Consider the following 15,390-nt stretch of genomic DNA (forward strand, 5'->3'; position numbering starts at 1 on the left):
AAGTTGGGAGTACCCCTTATGACGTTCGGCGCCCTGAGCGGCCTGAAGGTGATCGATCTGTCCCGCGTCCTTGCCGGACCGTACTGCACCCAGATGCTGGGTGACCACGGCGCCACGGTGATCAAGGTGGAACCGCCGGCGGGTGACATGACGCGCGAGTGGGGACCACCGTTCGAGAACGGAACAAGCGCCTACTACCGGGGCCTGAACCGTAACAAGCAGCACTGCTCGCTCAACCTCACCGAGCCGGAGGCCCGCGAGATCCTGCGCCGGATGCTCGCCGACGCGGACGTCGTCGTCGAAAACTTCAAGGCCGGCACGATGACCCGCTGGGGTCTCGGACCGGAGACACTGCTCGAGGACTTTCCGCAACTCGTATATTGCCGGATCACCGGCTTCGGAGTCGACGGCCCCATGGGCGGTTATCCCGGCTACGACGCCGTGCTCCAGGCCTTCGCCGGGATCATGGACATGACCGGCGAACCCGATCGGCCGCCGGTGAAGGTGCCGATGCCGATCGTCGACCAGACGACGGGGATGCTGGCCCTCTCCGGGATCCTGATGGCCCTCTTCGCCCGGCAACGGACCGGTACCGGCCAGCTCGTCGACGTGACGCTCCTCGACGCCGCAATCAGCCTGCTGCATCCGGCGACGGCGAACTACTTCATGGACGGGCAGGATCCCGAGCGGCTCGGAAGCGGACACCCCAACGTCGCCCCGTACGAGACCTTCGGCGACGACCGGACGCGGTTGTTCGTAGGCGGGGGCAACGATCGGCAGTTCCAGTCGCTGTGCCGCTACCTCGGTGCCCCCGAACTCGCCCAGGATCCGCGCTTCCGCACGAACGGACTGCGGATTCGCAACCGATCCGCGCTGTCGCACGCCATCGCGGAGCTCATGGAGAAGGTCGACCTCGACTCGGCTGCCGACGACATGCTGGCCCACGGCGTCCCGGCCAGCCGGGTCCAGAAGGTCTCGGAGGTGGTGCGGCATCCGCAGGTCCTGCACCGGCAGATGGTCGTCGAGGTCGACGGTTCGTCCACACTGGGGGTCCCCGTCAAACTCGACCGAACCCCGGGCGCCGTGAAAACGATGCCCCGGGAGTTGGGACACGACACCCGCGCCGTGCTCCACGAGCTCGGCTACACCGACCACGAGGTCGGTCGGTTCGTCGCTTCGGGTGTCGCGCGTTGCGTCGACGACGTCGACGCATCCGCCCCGTCCGTGAACACCACCCGCTAGCCACGGTCGGATCGGGATTTGCTCGGTCACAGCATGATCGAGCAGCGCATCGGTGTGCATCCGAATCGGCGGAGGACTGCGGGATCGTGTCCGCACAGTGGGCACAATTCTTCCGCCCCGAAACGGAACTGTGCGACTCTGCCGATCGGTGCGACGTAGGTCACACCGGTTTCGTCGACGCCGATCCGGCCACGACAGGTTGCACGTCGTGCAATCGCCTCGCAGATCTCGCCGAGACCGCGCAGCCGACGACGAAACCTCGATCCGTACCGTCCCAGGAGGACAACCGATGTCCGATACCGCATCCCGGCAACCCGCCGGATCCGCCCTCGGCGGACCTGCTCGACGCTCCACAGCACTGATCCTCACCGCTCTGGTCCTGGCCGAGTGCGTCAGCGCCTTCGAGGCCGGCATGGTCTATATCGCGCTGCCCAGATTCGGCGAGATCTTCGGGGCGCCCCCGTCGACGACCGGGTGGGCGGTCACGGCGTACATGCTGGTGGCCGCCACCACGGCACTCGTCGGTGGGCGACTCGGTGACATGTACGGCCGTAAGAAGGTCCTCGTCGTCGTGATGCTCGCATCGATTCTCGGCTCGGTGATCAGCGTCTTCGGCGACTCGATGGGGGCGATCATCGTCGGCCGGGGTGTTCAGGGCGTCGCCGGTGCCATCCTCCCCCTGTGCTACGGACTTGCCCGTGAGGTGCTGCCGCCCGGCAAGGTCGCCCTCGGCGTCGGCTACATCGGTGGTGCCGCCATGCTGGCCGGTGCCGGTGGCTCACTCATCGCCGGATACCTGCTGGACGTCGCCGACTGGCACCTGATCTTCGTCTTCGCCGCGGTCCTCGCGCTCGTTGCCTCGGCCGTAGTGGCCGTGGCCATTCCCGGGTCGCACGTTCCGACGGATCTTGCCCGCTTCGACTACCTCGGCGCGGCCCTGATGACACCCGGTCTCACCGCAGTCCTCTTCGGCATCACGCAGGGCCCCGCCTGGGGATGGGCGAGCGTCCGTGTCGTCGGCCTTCTCCTCGGTGGCCTCGCGATTCTCGCGGTGTGGACCGTGTGGGAGATGCGCCAACGCGATCCGCTCGTAGACCTCCGCGTGCTGTCGAACAAGCGGATCTCGCTCAATCTTCTGGCGGTGTCCGTGCTCGCCCTGGGTCCTGCCGGCGCCGTCATGATCGTCACGCCGATAATCCTGCTGTCTCCGACTTCGCTGCCCGTCGGGCTCGGTTTGTCCCCCACGACCACCGGACTCGTATCGGGTCTCAGCGCGCTCATCGGTTTCGCAGCCTCGCCGCTGGCGGGGTTGTTCGCCGGCCGCTTCGGAGGTCGCGCAACCTTCTTCGTCGGCGCGGTCCTGTTCATCGTGGCCAACCTGATGATCTTCTTCGGCTACGACTCGGTGCCCGTCATGATCGGCGTGTTCGTGGTCGCCGCCCTCGCAACGGTATTCGCCTACACCGGATATCCCAAGATCGTCATCGAATCAGTCCCGGAAAACGTCACGAGCGTCACAACCGGTGTCATGGCCACTGCCCGACAGGCCTTCTCGGCCGTCGGCGTTGCCATCGTCTCCGTGCTGCTCTCCCTGTGGACGGTGCCCGGCACGACCGCGCCCACGACTGCGTCGCTCCGTCTGTCCGTCGGCGCGATCATTGTGTGCTCGGTGATCGTGTGCATCATCTGCCTGCTCATCGGCCGCCCCCGTCAGGTCGCACCGACCACCGCCGAGCCCGCGACGGACGATGCCGTCAAGGCACCGGTGGCACAGGCCTGACCGACATCCCGTCCCCGAAAGGAACATCATCGTGCCAACCGCCGCTCGCCACCCGATGACACCGCTCGTGCCACCGAGGTACATCGAGAACATCTTCACTCCCGAGGAAGTCGACATCCTTTTCGGCGTGGTCCGCAACAACGGTCCCTGGCGGCTCGTCGCGGCCCAGCACTTCTCGTCGGCCGAGGAGTATCTGGCGGTGTCGGGGCCCAAGAACCAGGACCCGAACCGCAAGCTCGAACTCTCCGACCTGCTGACGCCCACCTTCCGCGGATACCTCGGCAACTTCGGCGTCGCCTACGAGCACGAGGTGCACGACATCTACTTCAGCCGCCGGCTGCTCGACATGATCAACAGTATGCACGGCACGGAATACGCTGTCCCCCATACCTTCCTGTTCAACCTGCGCACCCCCGCGCATAGCTTCGACGCCGGTCACTTCGACGGTTCGAGCTGGCGCGGTGTGAACCTCAACAACGCTCCCCTCTGGCTGATCAGCGTCATGGCGAAATCCGGACTGTTCGACCGCTGGGCGGTCAAGGCCGGCCAGGTCATCGCGTACTTCTACGACTCCACCATCGACGGGGGCTTCACCTACTGGCCGGACGGCCCCGATCTGCCGCCTCAGCGGTTCGCGCCGCCGTTCTGGAACAGCGGACTTCTCACCGACAACGAGAAGATGTTCCACCGAGGCGAAGCGAACGGGCCGCGGGACAAACGGAAGATCCCCCAGCTCCGGCTGGACTCGCTGATCCACGGCCACGGATCCGACGAATGGTCGATCCGCAACGGCGACCTCGAGATCGCTCGCTTCCACGACCGGGACACCCGCTTCCTCGTCCACTACAGCGCCCACGTCTTCGACGACCTCGCCGACGTCAAGCGGTACTTCGAACACACCGACGACCTCACCGTGGAGACGGCGCTCGGCATGCTAATGGACGACATGCGCGCACGCGGGGTGACATTCGCCGAACCGTCGGATCCGCTGACCGACCGCGAGTTCATCGCCTTGCTGAGCCGCACCTATGCGATGGCTCCGGCCGAATACCCCGCGGAGGCTCCGCTCGACGTCGTCGGCGCAGCCTGACCTCGCATTTCCCGACCGGCATCTCACGACCGGGGCGGCACTCGGATCATCCGGGCGCCGCCCCGGTTCCGTATTCGTCCCGTCCGTGCGGGCACGCGATGTTCCGGCCAGCGGGAAGGGCGCTTCTGCCCCGGCGACTTCGGACCGACCATGAGCTACGTCACACGTATTTCTCGATATCGGTCCGGAGGGCCCCCATGTCGCAGAGCACAACAGCAACCAGACCCGACGACGAAGTCCGCATGATCGAAGCCGCGGCCGCACCCACTCGCTTCGCCCGCGGCTGGCATTGCCTCGGTCTGGCACGGACATTTCGGGACGGCAAGCCCCACCAGGTGGATGCGTTCGGAACCAGTCTGGTCGTCTTCGCCGACAGCAACGGTGATCTGAAGATCCTCGACGCCTACTGCCGGCACATGGGCGGCAACCTCGCTCAGGGAACCGTCAAGGGCGATTCCATCGCGTGTCCGTTCCACGACTGGCGCTGGGGTGGCAACGGCCGCTGCACCGACATCCCCTACGCCCGGCGGGTACCGCCGCTCGCGAAGACCCGCGCCTGGCTCACCCTCGAGCGCAACGGGCAGCTGTTCGTCTGGCACGACCCGCAGGGCAACCCCCCGCCACCCGAGGTCACCATTCCGGAGATCGACGGTGTCGGCTCGCCCGGGTGGTCGGAGTGGACGTGGAACACAATCCACATCGAGGGTTCGCACTGCCGCGAGATCGTGGACAACGTCGTCGACATGGCGCACTTCTTCTACGTGCACTACGCGTTCCCGAAGTACTTCAAGAACATCTTCGAGGGCCACACCGCTCGGCAGATCATGCGATCCGCGGGCCGCGAGGACGTCATGCTTGGCACCAACTACGGCAACCCGGACGCCGAGAACAAGTCCGACGCCTCGTACTTCGGACCCTCGTACATGATCGACTGGCTCGAGAGCGATGCGAACGGCAAGAAGATCGAGACGGTCCTCATCAACTGCCACTATCCCGTCACCTCGAATTCCTTCGTGCTGCAGTACGGCGCGATGGTCAAGAAGCTCCCCGGCCTGAGCGACGAGGAGGCCAACTCCATGGCTGCCCAGTTCGCCAAGGGCGTCGAAGTCGGTTTCGAGCAGGATGTCGAGATCTGGAAGAACAAGGCGCCCATCGACAACCCTCTCCTCTCGGAGGAGGACGGCCCCGTCTATCAGCTGCGCCGCTGGTACAAGCAGTTCTACGTGGACGTCGAGGACGTCACGGAGGACATGACCAGACGCTTCGAGTTCGAGATCGACACCACCCGCGCCGTACAGAGCTGGAAGAGCGAAGTCGCCGAGAATCTTGCCCGGATGAACGACGCAAACCTCGAAACCACCAGCTGAATCACCGATCCCTCCCACAGAGCAGGCAAGCACATGGCATACGAAGTGATGGCCCGGATCGACGCGATGGCGGACGATCTGTTCGCCGAGGGCGTCGAGGCGGAGCGTCTCGGCAAACTCGCGGACGAGACCGCCAAGAAGATGAGGGAGGCCGGCGCCATTCGGATGCTCCAGCCGAAGGAGCACGGCGGCCTCGAGGTTCACCCCCGCGAGTTCGCGGAAACTGTCATGCGGATGGCGTCGCTGAACCCGTCCGCGGGCTGGGTGCACGGCATCGTCGGCGTGCACCCGTGGCAGCTGGCATTCGCCGATCCACGCTGCCAGGAGGAGATCTGGGCCTCGGATCCGGACACCTGGATGGCGTCGCCGTACATGCCGGGCGGCGTCTGCATTCCCGTCGAGGGCGGCTACCGGTTCTCCGGAAGGTGGCAGTTCTCGTCCGGTACCGACCACTGCGACTGGGCGTTCCTCGGAGCGATGGTCGGCGGATCGGACGGCAAGCCCCTGATCCCGCCACAGGCGCTGCACGTGATCATCCCCCGGTCCGACTACGAGATCGTCGAGGACTCGTGGGACGTGGTAGGCCTGCGCGGCACCGGGTCGAAAGACCTGGTGGTCAAGGACGTGTTCGTGCCCGACTACCGGGTCATGGACGGCGGCAAGGTGATAGACGGGACCGCCGTGCGTGAGTACGGCAGGACGGAGCCCCTGTACCTGCTTCCGTGGTCGACGATGTTCCCGCTCGGCATCACCTCCGCCACCGTCGGCATCTGCGAAGGGCTCCTGCGCCACGCGGACGACTACCAGCGCGGCCGGATCAATGCCCAGGGCACCGCCGTCAAGGACGATCCCTACACGATGTTCGCCGTCGGCGAGGCCGCCGCCGATCTGCGCGCCGCGCGCGACTCTCTGCTTGCGAACGTCGACCGCATGTGGGATCTGGTCGACGCAGGGAAGACGCCGACGTTCGAGCAGCGGGCGGAGGGACGACAGACCCAGGTCCAGGCTGCCTGGCGAGCGGTGACCGCGATCGATCGCATCTACGCCCGATGCGGCGGTAACGCACTGCGCATGGACAAGCCGCTCCAGCGATTCTGGCGCGACGCCCATGCCGGCCTGCACCATGCGATCCACGTCCCGGGCACCGTCTTCCACGGCGCGTCGCTCAGCCGCCTCGGGGTCGAACCGCCGCCGCACCTGCAGGTGATGATCTGACCGGCCGACCCGCGCTCCCGCACCTCCGACACGGAAGGATCTGTACATGACCGACCTGAAGGGTCTGGGCTACGTGACCGTCCAGACCACCGACATCGAGCGGTGGCGTACGTTCGCGTTCGACGTTCTCGGTTTCGCCGAGGGCAACGGACCGGACGACACCGCGCTCTACCTCCGCACGGACGAGCGCGCCGCACGAATCGTCGTGGTGCCCGGCGACAGCGACGGCGTGGTGACCGTGGGCTGGGAGGTCCGCGACCACGCCGCCCTCGACCGCGTGCGACGCGCATTGGAGGACGCCGGCGTCGCCGTCAAGCAGTTGTCCGTCGAGGAAGCCGATGCGCGACGAGTGGAAGCGGTAATCACCTTCCAGGACCCGTGTGGAACGACCCTCGAGGTGTTCCACGGTCCCGTCCTCGACCACAGTCCGGTCGTCACCCCGTTCGGGGCGAAGTTCGTCACCGGGGCCCAGGGCCTCGGGCACGTCGTGCTGCCCGTGACCGACCCGTATGCCGCGTTCACGTTCTACACGGACGTGCTCGGATTTCTTCCCCGCGGCGCGTTCCGTCTGCCTGCACCGCCGGAGTTCGGGGCGCTGCGGATCCGCTTCCTCGGCCTCAACCAGCGCCATCACAGCCTGGCCCTGTGCCCGGCGACGCACGGCGGAGATCCCGGCCTGATCCACCTGATGGTCGAGGTCGACACGCTCGACGCGGTCGGCCAGGCACTGGATCGGGTGATGCGTGACGGGTTCTCGGTGTCGTCCACCCTCGGTCGGCACACGAACGACAAGATGGTGTCCTTCTACGTCCGCGCACCGGGTGGCTGGGACATCGAGTTCGGCACCGAAGGTATGCTCGTCGACGAGACCTGTTACACCGCAGAGGAAATCGCGGCCGACAGCTACTGGGGTCACGACTGGTCCGGTTCGGAGCCGCACGCCGCGATGTGACGCGAGGCGTCGGACAGTCCGGGGCCCGCACGGTGTACACCGTGCGGGCCCCGCTGTTTCCGCAGGAGATGTCGTCCCGCGACGTGGGAGGTGACACTGCCACAGAACTTTTCGCCGACCTAGGGTTTCGGATATGGCAGACGAGACGATATTTGTGGTCGACCGCGTGGTCACCAAACCCGGATGTGCACGCGAGTTCGTCGACTCCTACGTGGCGGAGTACGTGCCCGGTGGACGCAACCGTGGGATGACGCTCGACCGGATTCTTGTCAGTCCGCCGATCTGGTTCGACGACGAGTCCAACGTTGTCACCATCACGTGGACCCTCGAAGGGGTCCACGCGTGGTGGGAGATGACCAGGCAGGGTCGTCGCGACCCCGCGTTGGGCGAGTGGTGGTCGAAGATCGACGACCTGATCGTCGAACGCTCCAGGACCATGGCCGCCCGGGCCGGCGACATCGAGGGGTTCTCCCGTGTTTGACGTGACCAGAGTCGTGCACTTCGACGTCGCCGCCGACGCCTCGGACCGCGCCGGATACATCGAGGACGTCCGAATCGCCGCGAAGCAGTGCGGTGCCGTCCGTCACCTGGTGGCACCGACGTTGCCCGGCGTCATCAACGGCGGAGACCTCCTGATCCACCTGCAGTTCGACTCGGAACTTGCAGCGAGTCGGCCTGTCTCCGAACTCGACGCTCTTCTCGACGGACCGATCACGATCCGCGTCGACGGCGTGCGGTACCACGCGGACCGGGCGGGTATTCGTCCCGGAGGGCACAGCGGCAGCATCTACCGCGCGCTTCTGATGCGCGTCGCTCCGGGCACACCGGCGGCCACCGTCGCTCGGTTCGAACGCGATCTGCTCCGGATGCCCGAGTACATTCCGTCGATCGTCGCGTGGCGGCTCAGCCGCGTGGAGCGGGCGGAGGGCCCGACCGGGTGGACCCACGTGTGGGAACAGGAATTCACCGACCATGCTTCGCTCATCGGTCAGTATCTCGACCACCCGATCCATTGGGGTGTCGTGGACCGCTGGTTCGATCCGGAGTGCACGGAGATCGTGATCCGCGACAGGGTCTGCCACACCTTCTGCACCATCGACGACGCCGTCCTCCGATGAGAACGCGCCCGCCGGGCCGGCGAACCGGCCCGGCGGGCGCGTAGGACGAGCAGACAACTCAGCTGAGCATGCCGCGCATCATCGTCCAGATCTCCTGTCGCGCAGGACCCGTCAGCGACAGCGAGGGAATCGTCAGGAAGCCGTGGAACAGGCCGGCGAAACGTCGGTGCCGGACCGGTACACCGTCGGCGGCGAGCCGCTGCGCGTAGGCGTCACCGGAGTAACACGGCGGATCCAGCTCGGCGGTGACCACCACGGCCGGCGGCAGGTCGGCGAGCGTCGCCGCCCGCGTCGGGACCAGTCGCACGTCGTCGGTTCCGTGTGGGGCGTACTGCTTCCAGTACCACATCATCGCCCTGGTGGTGTTGTAGTAGCCGGACCCGAATTTGCGGTACGACTCGGTTTCGAAATCGTCGTCGATCACGGGGTAGAACAACGCCTGTCCGATCACCGCCGGACCGGCCTGGTCCCGGGCCGCGATCGCGACCGTCGCCGCGAGGTTGCCCCCGGCACTGTCGCCGGCGAGCACGATCCTCGACGGGTCGCCACCGTACGATGCTGCGTTCTTCGCCATCCATTCGAGTGCGGCGTATACGTCGTCGTGCGCGGCCGGTGCGGGATGCTCCGGTGCAAGCCGGTAGTCCACCGATGCGACGACGACGCCCACGCCCTCGGCCATCGCACGGCAGAACTCGTCGTGACTGTCCAGGTCGCAGAACACGAACCCACCGCCGTGCGCGAACACCACGACCGGCAGCTCCGGATCGTCGTGGTGTGGCCGGTAGACACGCAGCGCCAGATCTCCACCGCGGCCGTCGATGACGACCTCGTGTACCTCGTGCATGTCGGGCTGCCGCTGCAGCGGAGCCCGCCGCTCTCGGATGAGTGCACGCAGCTCCGGGGGCGGAACGGTCGTCACGTCGGGGAATCCGGCGTCGAGCGCGGCGAGCATGGACGCGACGTCCGGGTGCAGGGACATGTCGATCTCCTGTTCGTGGGACGGCGTCAGACTGCGGCGGTTTCCGTCGGCGTACTGGAGCGTTCGGCGCCGTCGAGGACGAAACCCTTGTAACCTGCGTCGGCGACGTCGTCGAGGATCTGCCCGTACACCGCGAATCCACCGATGAACGGCATGAAGACACGTGGCTTGCCGGGAATGTTGGCTCCCATGTACCACGAATTTGCCGACGGGAAAAGGGTTTCCGCTGCACGCTCGTTGCATTCGGCGACCCATGCGTCGACGGCGTCGACACTGGGTTCGATGGTCTGCACACCGTGCCGATCCAGGTATGTGATGCAGCGGGTGATCCAGTCGAGGTGCTGCTCGGACGCGAGAACCATGTTCGCGAGTGGTCCGGGGCTGCCCGGGCCGGTCACGATGAACAGGTTCGGGAACCCGTGCACGCCGAGGCCGAGGTAGGTCCGCGGCCCCGCGGCCCACTCCTCACGCAGCGTCCGGCCGTGGCGACCGCGGATGTCGATGCGATGGAGCGCTCCGGTCATGGCGTCGAATCCCGTAGCGTAGACGATCACGTCCAGGTCGAAGTGGCCCCCGGTGGTGGCCACGCCACGGTCCGTGATGCGATCGATGGGCGTCTCACGAAGATCCACCAGGGTCACGTCGTCTCGGTTGAAGGTCTCGTAGTAGCCGCTGTCGGTGACGATCCGCTTCGTGCCGATGGGATGGTCCGTCGGAACGAGTTTGTCGACCAGCGCCGGATCGCGCACGATCTCCCGAATCTTCCTTTCCCAGTACACCCGTGCGGTGTCGTTGGCCTCGAGGTTCGTGAGCTGATCCGGAAACGCCTTGCTGAACAGGACACCGCCCCGCTGCCACCACTCGTCGTAGACCCGGGTGCGTTCACTCTCGTCGACCTCGAGTGCACTCTTCGGATGCGGGGTGAACGGCGACCCGCCGCCACTCTGCTTGGCCTGCCGCCGCCGCTCGGCGTAGTCGGCCTTGATCCGGTACATGGTCTCCTCGTCGAAGAGACGGTTGCCTGCCGGAATCGAGTAGTTCGCGGTGCGCTGGAAAACGAACAGGTGGTCGGCTTCCTCCGCAATCAGTGGGATCGACTGGATCCCGGATGAACCGGTGCCGATGACACCGACGCGCTTACCGCGGAAGTCGACGCCCTCATGGGGCCATTGCCCGGTGTGGTACGCCTCGCCGGCGAAATCATCCCGGCCCGGAATCTCCGGAACGTTCGTGGCCGACAGGCAGCCCGTCGCGAACAGGCAGAAGCGGGCGCTGGTCTCCGCTCCGTCGTCCGTCCGCACGCGCCACAGCGCCGCCACCTCGTCGTACACCGCGGATTCGACCCGGGTGGAGAACTGAAAGCTCCGTTGCAGATCGAAGCGGTCGGCGACGTATTCGAGGTACGCGAGGATCTCGGGCTGCGTCGCGAATCGTTCACTCCAGGTCCATTCCTGTTGCAGCTCTTCGGAGAACGAGAACGAGTAGTCGACGCTCTCGATGTCGCAGCGCGAACCCGGATAGCGGTTGTGATACCAGGTTCCGCCCACACCGGCGGCCGATTCGTACCCCTGGACGGTCAGTCCGTGTTCACGCAGGGTGTGCACGGCGTACAGACCGGCGACACCGGCGCCGACGACGACGGCGTCGACGCTGGGGGTTTTCGTGCTCACGATGGGACACCCTTCTCGAGTCCTGGAGATGACGGCCGTTTCCCGGGCCGTTTGCATGCGGTTACGCTAAGGCGGCCGGGGACGCACCCGGAACCCGTCTTCCCGTCCAGCGGTCGCCTGACCGGGCAGACCGCGTTCACCGATTCAGGCTCGGGCAGGTGTCAGTAGCCGCTTGAGCGGAATCGACACATCCGACACCGCCTCGGTCGAGACGGATACGCCCCGGGTGAGCGCTCCGCGCAGCGCGAGAAAGTCCGCCGGCGCATTGACGCATTCCGCGGCGATCAGGCAGTCGTCGCGGAAATACAGCGTGACAAGCCGGTCGGGGCGGCCACTGTCCGAGCGCACCACCACCGCATCGTGACCGGCGACCAGGCCCACCGTCTGCAACTTCCACGCTCCCTGGTCCGACCAGAACCAGGGAGCCGGCCGCTTCACGGGCGGGAGCCCGAGCAACGTGCGCGCGGCAGCCGCCGCCTGTTCGCTTGCATTATCGACGGATTCGAGTCGGACGGTGGTTCGGACCGACTCGAATCCGACCGGCGCGGGTTGCACCGTGCAGTCGCCGAGCGCGATCGTCGCACCGTCCGACGTGACACAGCGGTCGTCGACGGCGATGCCACCGACGCACGACAGCCCGATCTGTTGCGCCAGTTCCACCCGCGGCTCGACTCCGATACCGACCAGGACTGTCGCCGCCGGCAATTCCCTCCCGTTCCCCAGCACTATCCCGCGGACGCCGCCGTCGGTGTCGGCGACGATCTCGGTGGGTCGGGTATCGAGCAGAATCTCGATGCCTGCACCCACGTGCGCGTCGTGCAGGAATCGCGCCGTCCCCGCCCCGACGGCACGACCCATCAGGGCCGGGCCGGACTCGACCACGGTGACCACCCCGCCCAGGGTGCGCACCGTGGCCGCCACCTCGAGCCCGATGAAGCCGCCACCCACGACCACCATCGGCCCCGCCGCAACGCGTTCCCCCAACCGCACGGCGTCGTCGAGGCTGCGCAACTCGAGCACGCCGTCGCTGTCGATGCCGGGCAGCGAAAGCTGACGCGGCCGCGCCCCGGTCGCCAGCACCAGCCTGTCGAAGTGGTACGTGGACGACCGGCCGTCCGCGTCGCGCGTCCGCACGACACCGGAACCGTCCGTTCCCCGTTCGACCGCCACGGCAGTCTCTCCGAGGACGAGTTCGACGGCGTTGTCCCGGTAGTGATTGTCGCTGCGCAGGGCGAGTGACCCGCGGCTCGCACCGCCGCCGAGGAATGCCTTCGACAGTGGTGGACGCTGATACGGCGGGTGCTCTTCGGCGCCGATCATGCGAAGCTCACCCGAGTAGCCGTGCGAGCGGAGGGCGTCGGCGAGGCACACCGCCGCCTGCGAGGCACCGATCGTCACGATCGCCTCCGGCATCGCACGAGTCTCCGGACCGGACCGGGCGGGTGCCGTGTTCACAGCTGTTCGTCCGGGATCCGGACGTGCGCGTCCACCCCGTCGCACAGTGTCAACTGGCACGACAGACGCGAGGTGTCCTCCCGATCGGTGGCGGCGCAGTCGAGCATCTCGTCCTCGTCCGCGCTCGGTGCGGGGAAGTTGTCCATCTCGTCCGGGGCGAGGAAGACGTGGCACGTGGCACAGGACAGCACGCCACCGCACTGACCGACGATACCGGCGACACCGTTGCGGACGGCGGTCTGCATCACCGAATCGCCGACGACTCCCTCGACGACCTTTTCGACGCCGTCGGGCTGAACGTAGAACACCTTGGGCACGTCACATCTCCTACCAGGCCACGGGCAGCGACGTGATCGGCTGCGTCAGGTTGTTGTGGTCGATGACGACGTCACCGTCGAGACGCAGCGCCGGCAGACGGCGGAACAACTCGGAGATCGCCACCTGCATCTCCATTCTGGCCAGCGGCGCACCGAGGCAGTGATGCAGCCCGTAGCTCAACGTCAGGTGCGGGTTCTCGGCCCTCGTGACATCGAACCGCTCGGCATCGGGCACGGCGATGCCGTCGTGATTGGTGCTGCCCGGGTCGACCAGCACGGCTTCGCCCGCGGTCACCAGCCGACCCTCGAGTTCGACATCTTCCACAGCGACGAACGGCACGAGGCCGCCGGCTCCGGTGATGGGCAACCCCAGTTCGTGCCGACCGTGACGCAGGATCTCCTCGACGGCCGTCGGCGCCACTGCTCCGACGTCCTCGAGGAGGATCGCGAGCTGGTCGGGATTGTGGAGGAGCGACAGCACACCGGCACCGATGAAGTTGGCGGTGTTGTCGAATCCACCGATGATGAGAATCAGGGCAATCGGCAGGATCTCGGCATCGGTGAGGGTGTCGTCCTTGTCTCGCGCGTTGGCGAGGTCGCTGAGCAGATCTTCCCGCGGAGAGCGGCGGCGTTCGTCGATGAGCGCCATCATGTACTGGACGAGCTCGGCCATGTTCGCGACGACCTCGTCCTGAGGCGTGTTCGCCACCGAGAGGGTGGACGAACTCCACTTTTCGAACTTCGGCCGGTCCTCCGGCGGGACACCGAGGAGGTTGGCGAGCATCTGGATGGGCAGCGCGACGGAATAATCCTCGACGAGGTTGCTCGGCGGCCCCTTCTCGATCATCGTGTCGATGAGGCTGTTTGCGAACTCGACCGCCGAATCACGCATCCCACGAACACGCTTCGGAGAGATCGATCTCTGCACCAAGCGGCGCAGCCTGGTGTGGTGCGGCGGATCCTCGAACTGGATCGTGGTCTTGAGGAAATCGGGAAACTCGACGAAGTACGGAACGGCGCGCGCTCCGGTGCGGAACGGCTCGCGGACGAAGCGCGGATCCCCCAGCATGGCGCGGGCCGTGGTGTTGCGATGAATGACCCATGCGTCCCCACCGATGGGCATGGTGACGCGGGTCATCGGCCGGTCGGCTGCGATGGCCTTGTAACGGGCCACCGCCTCGTCGGGTGTCACGGGGGGAAAGGGGAATGTGGTGTCGACGGTGGCCGGATCTGCGGTCGTCATGTCGTCTCCTGAAGTGATCGGGTGTGGAGCGTTCGCGGTCGGCGATTCACGTGGCCGGCACCTGCGGAGGTGCCACGAGCTGCGGTGCGACATCGGGAGTGATCGCCATGATGTCGTCGAACCGCTCGGCGACGACCTCGACCGACAATTCGGGGTCCGCGATCCCGGTGGTGTTCACCACGACCATCCGGTTCACGGCGCCGCCGGCGACGTTGAACACCTCTCCCGTGACGGTGGACTCCGGGTGAACGAGGTAGGCGACCATGGGGGCGACGTGCTCCGGCTTCAGGGACGTGCGCAGGTACTCGAGCACTTCCGGAGACAGGCCGGCTGCCGACGCCTCGGCCATTCGGGTACCCGCCCCGGGCGCGACGGCGTTGACGGTGATGCCGTGCTCGGCCCCTTCCAGGGCGAGGTTTCGGGTGAGTCCGAAGACTGCGCCCTTCGAGCTGCCGTAGTGGACCATCATGGGGTTGCCGAGCATCGCCGCGGATACCGTGTTGACGATTCGGCCGGTACCGGACTCGATCAGGTGCGGCCAGGCCGCGCGGCTCAACCGCAACGAGCCGAAGTAGTGGACGTCGATGTGCCTCTGGTATTCCTCGTCGGGCACCTCGGTGAAGGGAGCGGTGCGCACGATGCCCGCGTTGTTCACCACGGCGTCGAGCCGGCCGAAGGTGGAAATTGCCGCGTCGACCAGGGCCGCGGCCCCCACCTCGGTGGCCACGTCGGCGGTGCAGGCCACCGCGCGGCCACCGTCGCCCACGATCTCGGCGACGACGGCGCTCGCGGGATCGTCGCCGTCGACGCCGCTGCCGTCGGTGCGGGTACCGAGGTCCCCGACGACCACCGCGGCGCCTCTCGCGGCGAGCAACCGGGCGTGGGCGCGGCCGATACCTCTGCCCGCACCGGTGACGATCACGACTCGGTCGTCGAAGCGCAGTTCATCCATAATGTTTCCT

The 15,390-nt window shown here is 66.7% G+C and carries 14 protein-coding genes; 8 read left to right on the forward strand and 6 right to left on the reverse strand.

What is annotated here, in order from left to right:
* The first annotated feature begins 18 nt into the window (after positions 1-18).
* The 8 genes from ISO16_RS10625 (at position 19) to ISO16_RS10660 (ending at position 8,764) form a co-directional block, all read left to right on the forward strand.
* Complete coding sequence (locus ISO16_RS10625; RefSeq protein WP_072635926.1) at positions 19-1,242, forward strand: CaiB/BaiF CoA transferase family protein; 1,224 nt, start codon at positions 19-21, stop codon at positions 1,240-1,242.
* Positions 1,243-1,531: 289 nt separating this feature from the next.
* Positions 1,532-3,022 carry an MFS transporter gene (locus tag ISO16_RS10630; protein WP_230304512.1) on the forward strand — a complete coding sequence of 497 codons (1,491 nt, stop codon included), beginning with the start codon at positions 1,532-1,534 and terminating at the stop codon, positions 3,020-3,022.
* Between the two features lie 55 nt (positions 3,023-3,077).
* Positions 3,078-4,112, forward strand: coding sequence for a hypothetical protein (locus tag ISO16_RS10635; protein ID WP_072635927.1), 1,035 nt, complete (start codon positions 3,078-3,080; stop codon positions 4,110-4,112).
* Positions 4,113-4,309: 197 nt separating this feature from the next.
* On the forward strand, positions 4,310-5,479 hold the full coding sequence (locus tag ISO16_RS10640; protein ID WP_072635928.1) for a Rieske 2Fe-2S domain-containing protein: 1,170 nt from the start codon (positions 4,310-4,312) through the stop codon (positions 5,477-5,479).
* Between the two features lie 33 nt (positions 5,480-5,512).
* On the forward strand, positions 5,513-6,694 hold the full coding sequence (locus ISO16_RS10645) for an acyl-CoA dehydrogenase family protein (protein WP_072635929.1): 1,182 nt from the start codon (positions 5,513-5,515) through the stop codon (positions 6,692-6,694).
* A 46-nt stretch (positions 6,695-6,740) separates the two neighbouring features.
* Positions 6,741-7,646 carry a biphenyl-2,3-diol 1,2-dioxygenase gene (gene bphC, locus ISO16_RS10650; protein WP_072635930.1) on the forward strand — a complete coding sequence of 302 codons (906 nt, stop codon included), beginning with the start codon at positions 6,741-6,743 and terminating at the stop codon, positions 7,644-7,646.
* A gap of 133 nt (positions 7,647-7,779) precedes the next feature.
* Positions 7,780-8,127: a hypothetical protein gene (locus ISO16_RS10655; RefSeq protein WP_072635931.1), complete on the forward strand. Its 348-nt coding sequence runs from the start codon at positions 7,780-7,782 to the stop codon at positions 8,125-8,127.
* Between the two features lies 1 nt (position 8,128).
* Positions 8,129-8,764 carry a Dabb family protein gene (locus tag ISO16_RS10660; protein WP_326839321.1) on the forward strand — a complete coding sequence of 212 codons (636 nt, stop codon included), beginning with the start codon at positions 8,129-8,131 and terminating at the stop codon, positions 8,762-8,764.
* Positions 8,765-8,822: 58 nt separating this feature from the next.
* Here ISO16_RS10660 and ISO16_RS10665 read toward each other — a convergent pair whose 3' ends face one another.
* The 6 genes from ISO16_RS10665 to ISO16_RS10690 form a co-directional block, all read right to left on the reverse strand.
* Positions 8,823-9,743, reverse strand: coding sequence for an alpha/beta hydrolase (locus ISO16_RS10665; protein WP_072635933.1), 921 nt, complete (start codon positions 9,741-9,743; stop codon positions 8,823-8,825).
* A gap of 26 nt (positions 9,744-9,769) precedes the next feature.
* The gene (locus ISO16_RS10670) at positions 9,770-11,413 is read right to left on the reverse strand and encodes a flavin-containing monooxygenase (RefSeq protein ID WP_276207658.1); all 1,644 of its coding nucleotides are present in this window, start codon (positions 11,411-11,413) and stop codon (positions 9,770-9,772) included.
* Positions 11,414-11,557: 144 nt separating this feature from the next.
* Positions 11,558-12,826 (reverse strand): NAD(P)/FAD-dependent oxidoreductase, encoded by a 1,269-nt coding sequence (locus ISO16_RS10675; protein ID WP_072635984.1) that lies wholly within the window; start codon positions 12,824-12,826, stop codon positions 11,558-11,560.
* Positions 12,827-12,864: 38 nt separating this feature from the next.
* Positions 12,865-13,185, reverse strand: a complete 321-nt coding sequence (locus ISO16_RS10680; RefSeq protein ID WP_072635934.1) for a 2Fe-2S iron-sulfur cluster-binding protein — start codon at positions 13,183-13,185, stop codon at positions 12,865-12,867.
* Between the two features lie 10 nt (positions 13,186-13,195).
* Positions 13,196-14,428, reverse strand: coding sequence for a cytochrome P450 (locus ISO16_RS10685; protein WP_072635935.1), 1,233 nt, complete (start codon positions 14,426-14,428; stop codon positions 13,196-13,198).
* 46 nt (positions 14,429-14,474) lie between these two features.
* A complete protein-coding gene (locus ISO16_RS10690; RefSeq protein WP_072635936.1) occupies positions 14,475-15,380 on the reverse strand; it encodes an SDR family NAD(P)-dependent oxidoreductase in 906 nt (301 codons plus the stop codon).
* Between the last annotated feature and the right edge of the window lie 10 nt (positions 15,381-15,390).

Origin of the sequence: Rhodococcus sp. M8, from assembly GCF_015654185.1 — a bacterium.
GTDB lineage: Bacteria > Actinomycetota > Actinomycetes > Mycobacteriales > Mycobacteriaceae > Rhodococcus > Rhodococcus aetherivorans.